This is a genomic window from uncultured Ferrimonas sp. (assembly GCF_947489035.1).
GTDB lineage: Bacteria > Pseudomonadota > Gammaproteobacteria > Enterobacterales > Shewanellaceae > Ferrimonas.
Map to the genome: position 1 here is coordinate 53,636 of NZ_CANLCI010000028.1, position 6,269 is coordinate 59,904.

The window sequence follows — 6,269 nt, forward strand, 5'->3', positions numbered from 1 at the left end:
TCGCGGCTAAGATCGCTGTTTTACCTAGATTAGACTTAACTCAAGCTAACTCATGGGTATAATTCGGCCAGCATTTTTAATTGGAACACAGCATGAAGTTGGAAGTTGTCATCTTAGCGGCGGGTAAAGGCACTCGCATGCGCTCTGCCTTACCGAAAGTTCTGCACGGCATTGCCGGTAAGCCGATGGTGCAACACGCCATTGATGCCGCTGCGGCACTGCAGCCTAGCCGCACCCACTTAGTGTATGGTCATGGTGGCGAGCAACTGCAAGCCGCATTGAGCCACAACTCGGTGCAATGGGCATTGCAGGCGCAACAGTTGGGCACGGGCCATGCCGTTGATCAAGCCAACTGGGATGACAATAGCACCGTGTTGGTTCTGTATGGCGATGTACCACTGATCCAAACCGAAACCCTGCAGCGGTTGCTGGATGTGCAGCCAGCCAACGGCATTGGCTTGCTGACGGTTAACCTGGACGATCCAAGTGGCTATGGCCGCATTGTCCGTGATGACAGCGGTACGGTGCAGGCGATTGTTGAGCACAAAGACGCTAACGACGCCCAGCGTGCCATCGCTGAAGTGAACACCGGCATCTTAGTGGCACCTGGTAAAGCGTTGAAACAGTGGTTGGCCAACCTATCGAACGACAACGCCCAAGGTGAATACTACCTGACTGACGTGATCGCCATGGCTGCCGCGGCTGGTGGCGTTGCTACCGCACAACCGGATACTGCCATCGAAGTGGAAGGCGCCAACAACCGAGTGCAGTTGGCGCAGCTGGAACGCGCCTTTCAAGCCCGTGCCGCGGAGAAAGCGATGCTGGCTGGCGCGACTTTGGCCGATCCGGCTCGTTTTGACGTGCGCGGTGAACTAACCGTTGGCACCGATGTGTTTATCGACGTTAACGTGGTGATTGAAGGCAAGGTGACCATCGGCAACAACGCGGTGATTGGGGCGGGTTGTGTTCTGCACAACTGCACCATTGGCGACAACGCCGTGGTCAAACCGATGACCATTGTGGAAAGCGCCAGCATGGGACCTGCGTGCAGCGCAGGGCCTTTTGCTCGTTTACGCCCTGGTGCCGAACTGGTGGAAGACAGCCACATTGGTAACTTTGTTGAAATGAAAAAAGCCCGCTTGGGCAAAGGCTCAAAAGCCAGCCATCTAAGCTACATTGGCGATGCTCAGATCGGCAGCATGGTTAACATCGGTGCCGGTACCATTACCTGTAACTACGATGGCGCCAACAAGCACCTAACCACCATCGAAGATGAGGTGTTTGTGGGTTCCGACAGCCAATTGGTTGCGCCGGTGACCATCGGCAAAGGCGCTACCGTTGCGGCCGGCTCTACCGTCACCAAAGACGTGGCTGCCAACGAGTTGGTGTTAACCCGCACGAAGCAAAAACACCTGCCTAACTGGGTGCGTCCGGTTAAAACCAAGAAGTAACGCTCGGCCATTTGGTGTCAGCGTTAGCGAAAAAGCAGCCTTAGGGCTGCTTTTTTCATTGTTGCTTGGGCAGAAACCTTAAAAGTTTCAATATGAAACTTAATTGATATTGCTGTGGTAACTGCGAGTGAATCTCTTACAACGGTCAACTTGCGCTACTTAAATTTCGATATATACTTACGCATCTTTCAAAATGAAACTTATGAGCGATGTCGAAACGTAACACCCAACAGCGACGTCATAACATCGTCGCGGTGGTGAATCAGCTTGGCGAAGTGAGCGTAGAACAGCTCGCGCACCAATTTGAAACCTCGGAAGTGACCGTTCGTAAAGATCTGGCGGCATTGGAAACCGCAGGGTTGCTGTTGCGCCGTTTCGGTGGGGCCTTGGCCTTACCGCAAGAAGTGATCAGCGATGATCCACTGCATAAGATCTCTCGCTTTAAACAGGCGATAGGGCAAGCGGCAGCGGCGCAAATTAAAGATTATCAACGCATCGTGATTGATAGCGGTCGCACCACGGCAGCCTTGGTTCCCGAGCTGAAAATCAAGCGGGGCTTGGTGGTGATGACCAACGCCCTTAATGGCGCAGAGGCTTTGCGCCAGCTGGAGCCAGAGCCGACCATTTTGATGACCGGTGGTACCTGGGATCCGCACTCCGGCTCGTTTCAAGGTCAAGTGGCCGAGCAAGTGCTGCGCTCTTACGATTTCGATCAATTGTTTATCGGCGCCGATGGCATTGATGTCGAACGGGGCACCACGACCTTTAATGAATTGATTGGTTTATCTCGGGTTATGGCCGAAGTGGCGCGCGAGGTAAACGTATTGGTAGAGGCCGATAAGATTGGACGACGCATTCCCAATCTGGAGCTGCCTTGGGCCAAGGTGACGCGACTGATCACCGACAATCGCTTGGCGGAAGAGCTCCGTCAGCAAATAGAATCTCAAGGGGTGCAGGTGATTTGCGCCCCTACCCAAGCTTAAGGAGCATTTTGCTTATGTGTGGCATTGTTGGCGCAGTAGCGCAGCGTGATGTATCAGAGATCCTGGTGGAAGGATTGCAGCGTTTGGAATACCGCGGTTACGACTCCGCCGGTGTGGCCATCTTAGATGAGCAAGGTAACTTAGGCCGTGCTCGCCGCGTCGGCAAAGTTAAGCAACTTCGCAACGCCCTGACCGAGCAGCCGTTATCTGGTGGCACCGGGATTGCCCACACCCGCTGGGCGACCCACGGTGAACCTTCTGAGCGTAACGCCCACCCACATTTGTCGTGCGATGACATTGCCGTTGTGCACAACGGCATTATCGAAAACCACGTAGAGCTGCGCAGCATGCTGCAAGGCTTGGGTTACGTTTTTGCTTCTGATACCGATACCGAAGTGATCGCCCACTTGGTGCATCATGAACTGAAATCCGCCGATAGCTTGCTGGCTGCAGTACAGGTAACGGTTAAGCAACTGCACGGCGCTTACGGCACCGTAGTGGTCGACCGTCGTCAGCCAGAGCGTTTGGTTGTGGCTCGCTCGGGTTCGCCACTGGTGATAGGTTACGGTGTCGGCGAGCATTTTGTGGCGTCGGATCAACTGGCACTGCTGCCGGTTACCCGCCGTTTTGCTTTCTTAGAAGAGGGCGACGTGGCCGAGGTCACCCGCCGCGAAGTGAACATCTTCGACATCGACGGTAACGCCGTTGAGCGTGACATCACTGAATCTAATGTGAGCCACGATGCCGGCGACAAAGGCCAGTACCGTCACTACATGATGAAAGAGATCCACGAGCAGCCAATGGCACTGCAGCGCACGTTAGATGGCCGCTTAGCGAACGGCAAAGTGATCGACGAAGCCTTCGGTGAAAACGCCGCACAGCTGCTGTCAAAAGTGAAGCACGTACAGATCATCGCCTGTGGCACCAGCTACCACGCCGGCATGACCGCCCGTTACTGGTTAGAACAGCACGCGAACGTGTCTTGTAATGTCGAGATCGCGTCTGAGTTCCGCTACCGCCGCAGCCACGTATTCCCTGATTCGCTGCTGGTGACCATCTCGCAGTCTGGCGAAACCGCCGACACCTTGGCGGCATTGCGCTTAGCCAAAGAGATGGGCTACATGGCTTCACTGACCATCTGTAACGTGCCGGGTTCTTCGTTGGTGCGGGAATCGGACATGGCCTACATGATGAAAGCCGGTGCCGAAATTGGCGTTGCTTCCACTAAAGCCTTTACCGTGCAGTTGGCGGCACTGGCGATGTTGACCGGTGCCATTGGCGCTTATAACGGCATGTCGGCTGACACTCAAGCGCAGTTGGTGCAAAGCCTGCAAGCCTTGCCAAGCAAGGTTGAGCAAACCTTGGCGCTGAACGATGACATCGAAGCACTGGCGGAAGACTTTGCCGATAAGCAGCATGCGCTGTTCTTGGGCCGTGGCGATCAGTACCCCATCGCCATGGAAGGCGCGCTGAAGTTAAAAGAGATCTCTTACATTCACGCCGAAGCCTACGCTTCTGGCGAACTGAAGCACGGCCCATTGGCACTGATTGATGCCGACATGCCGGTGATTGTGGTGGCACCCAATAACGAACTGCTGGAAAAACTGCACTCTAACGTGGAAGAGGTTCGTGCCCGTGGCGGCCTGATGTACGTGTTTGCGGATGTGGACGCCAAGTTCGAATCCGACGACACCATGAAGGTGATCCCAGTGCCGCATTGCGATGAATTTATCGCACCAATCATCTACACCCTGCCGCTGCAACTGCTGTCTTACTACGTAGCCTTAATCAAAGGCACCGACGTTGATCAACCACGTAACTTGGCCAAGTCAGTTACCGTGGAATAAGCGCCCTCCGCTTTTAGCGTCGCGCCAAATTAGCGGTTGCCGTTTCCTATTGAAGCGGCAACCGCTTTTTTATGGCATCAAGTGATGCCAACGCCGAGAAAGAGAGTCTCTGTTGCTGCGGGTTTCCACTGATGATTATTGCGCCAGATCAAGGCACCAATGGCGTTGCTGTGGTGGCAAATGCCACCAGGGCGATCCAGATCACACTTTGTTGGTTTTTTGTTAAGCGATCAGCGGCGCTGCTGCCAATCCTTTAGCGTTCGCTGATATACTGCGCAGCAATTAGCCGTAATGGAATGGGTTCGTCGTCATGAGCCAACAACAGCAAGCGCCAAAAGCTGCAGGAACGCAGCGGATCAAAGTTAAAACCGTCGACGTCGGTGAAGTCGATCGCTTTAACCCAAGCAACCGCATCTATGTGCGCAAAACTGACGGCTTATGGACGCAGCTGCGTCGGCGCATGGGCTGGATCATGATGGTCCTGTTCTTAGCCTTGCCGTGGCTCCGCTGGGACGACCGCCAAGCGGTGTTGTTTGATCTTGGTGAGCGCAAATTTCACGTGTTTGCCCTAACCATCTGGCCACAAGATCTTATCCTGCTGGCGTTCCTATTGATGATGGCGGCGTTCGCCCTGTTCTTTGTCACCACCTTCCTCGGCCGAGTCTGGTGTGGTTATATGTGCCCACAGTCGGTCTGGACCTTCATCTTTATCTGGTTTGAAGAGAAGATCGAAGGGGCGCGCAATAAACGGATGAAATTGGATAAAGCCCCGTGGAGCTGGGATAAACTGTGGCGTAAAACCGCCAAGCACAGCGCCTGGGTTGCCGTCGCCCTATTCACCTCGCTCACCTTCCTGTCTTACTTTAACAGTGCCCCAAGCCTGTATGCCGACTTCTTCAGTGGCAACGCCAGCTTCAGTGTTTACTTCTGGGGAACCTTCTTTGCCGCCGCAACCTACGGCAACGCCGGTTGGATGCGCGAAATCATGTGTATCCACATGTGCCCTTACGCTCGCTTCCAAGCGGTGATGTTTGACAGTGACACCTTCATAGTTGGTTACGACACCAAGCGCGGCGAAACACGTGGGCCCCGTGGTCGCAAGCAAGATCATAAAGCGATGGGGCTGGGAGACTGCATCGACTGCAACCTGTGTGTTCAAGTGTGTCCAACGGGCATCGACATTCGTAACGGCCTGCAATACGAGTGCATCAACTGCGGTGCCTGTATTGATGCTTGTGACGAAGTGATGACCAAGATGAACTACTCGAAAGGGTTGATCAGCTACACCACGGAACGCAATCTCAACGGCGGTAGCAGCAACGTTGCTCGACCAAAGCTGATTGGTTATGGCGCGGCCTTCGGGGCTATCTTGGTGGCCTTCTTCTATATGCTCGTCAGCCTGTCCCCGCTGCAGCTGGATGTATTGCGTGATCGCAACAGCCTCTATCGGCACAACTCCGCTGGCCAATTAGAAAACGTCTACACTCTGAAGCTGATTAATAAGAGTGAACAACAACAGGTGTTCGATCTCTCATTGGCTAACTTAGAAGGCCATCAATGGATCGGGCCGCAACAAGTGCAGATGCAAGGGGGCGAAGTGGTGAGCCTACCAATCAGCATCGCCATTGAACCCGGCGAACTCAAGCGAGCGGTCGTTACTGTTACCTTTACACTAAAAAATCAGCAAACCGGCGCCAGCGTCGAGCAAGAGTCGCGCTTCTTTGGCGAGCTTTAACCCAATTTGAGCAACAAAAGCTCAGATTGAGCAAAAGCCAAACAGTCAGTAAGAAAGTCGCATTATAGGGGTTGCTAGACGCCAATAACTCCCTATAATGCGCTTCCTGTCGACGGGGCACAGCGGCTTACTGAGTAAGGCACTGAGCAACAAATCGACACTCGGAAATAACCTTGAAAAGGGGCTTGACGAGAAAAGAGGAAAGCGTATTATACGCACCTCGCTTCGGCAACGAAGCAACGCTCGCAAGAGC

4 protein-coding genes are annotated in these 6,269 nt (G+C 54.0%); all 4 read left to right on the forward strand.

Annotation, left to right across the window (positions count from 1 at the left end; all coding sequences use genetic code 11):
• Nucleotides 1–92 precede the first annotated feature (92 nt).
• Nucleotides 93–1,451, forward strand: a complete 1,359-nt coding sequence (gene glmU, locus Q0796_RS15005; protein ID WP_298444621.1) for a bifunctional UDP-N-acetylglucosamine diphosphorylase/glucosamine-1-phosphate N-acetyltransferase GlmU — start codon at nt 93–95, stop codon at nt 1,449–1,451.
• A 209-nt stretch (nt 1,452–1,660) separates the two neighbouring features.
• Nucleotides 1,661–2,434 carry a DeoR family transcriptional regulator gene (locus tag Q0796_RS15010; RefSeq protein WP_298444623.1) on the forward strand — a complete coding sequence of 258 codons (774 nt, stop codon included), beginning with the start codon at nt 1,661–1,663 and terminating at the stop codon, nt 2,432–2,434.
• 14 nt (nt 2,435–2,448) lie between these two features.
• Complete coding sequence (gene glmS / locus Q0796_RS15015; protein ID WP_298444624.1) at nt 2,449–4,281, forward strand: glutamine--fructose-6-phosphate transaminase (isomerizing); 1,833 nt, start codon at nt 2,449–2,451, stop codon at nt 4,279–4,281.
• A 310-nt stretch (nt 4,282–4,591) separates the two neighbouring features.
• Nucleotides 4,592–6,016: a cytochrome c oxidase accessory protein CcoG gene (ccoG, locus tag Q0796_RS15020; protein WP_298444626.1), complete on the forward strand. Its 1,425-nt coding sequence runs from the start codon at nt 4,592–4,594 to the stop codon at nt 6,014–6,016.
• The last annotated feature ends 253 nt before the right edge of the window (nt 6,017–6,269 follow it).

Coding starts and splice junctions, on each gene's coding strand:
- glmS (WP_298444624.1), top strand. CDS start 2,449: ATGTGTGGCATTGTTGGCGCAGTAGCGCAGCGTGATGTATCAGAGATC.
- ccoG (WP_298444626.1), top strand. CDS start 4,592: ATGAGCCAACAACAGCAAGCGCCAAAAGCTGCAGGAACGCAGCGGATC.
- Q0796_RS15010 (WP_298444623.1), top strand. CDS start 1,661: ATGTCGAAACGTAACACCCAACAGCGACGTCATAACATCGTCGCGGTG.
- glmU (WP_298444621.1), top strand. CDS start 93: ATGAAGTTGGAAGTTGTCATCTTAGCGGCGGGTAAAGGCACTCGCATG.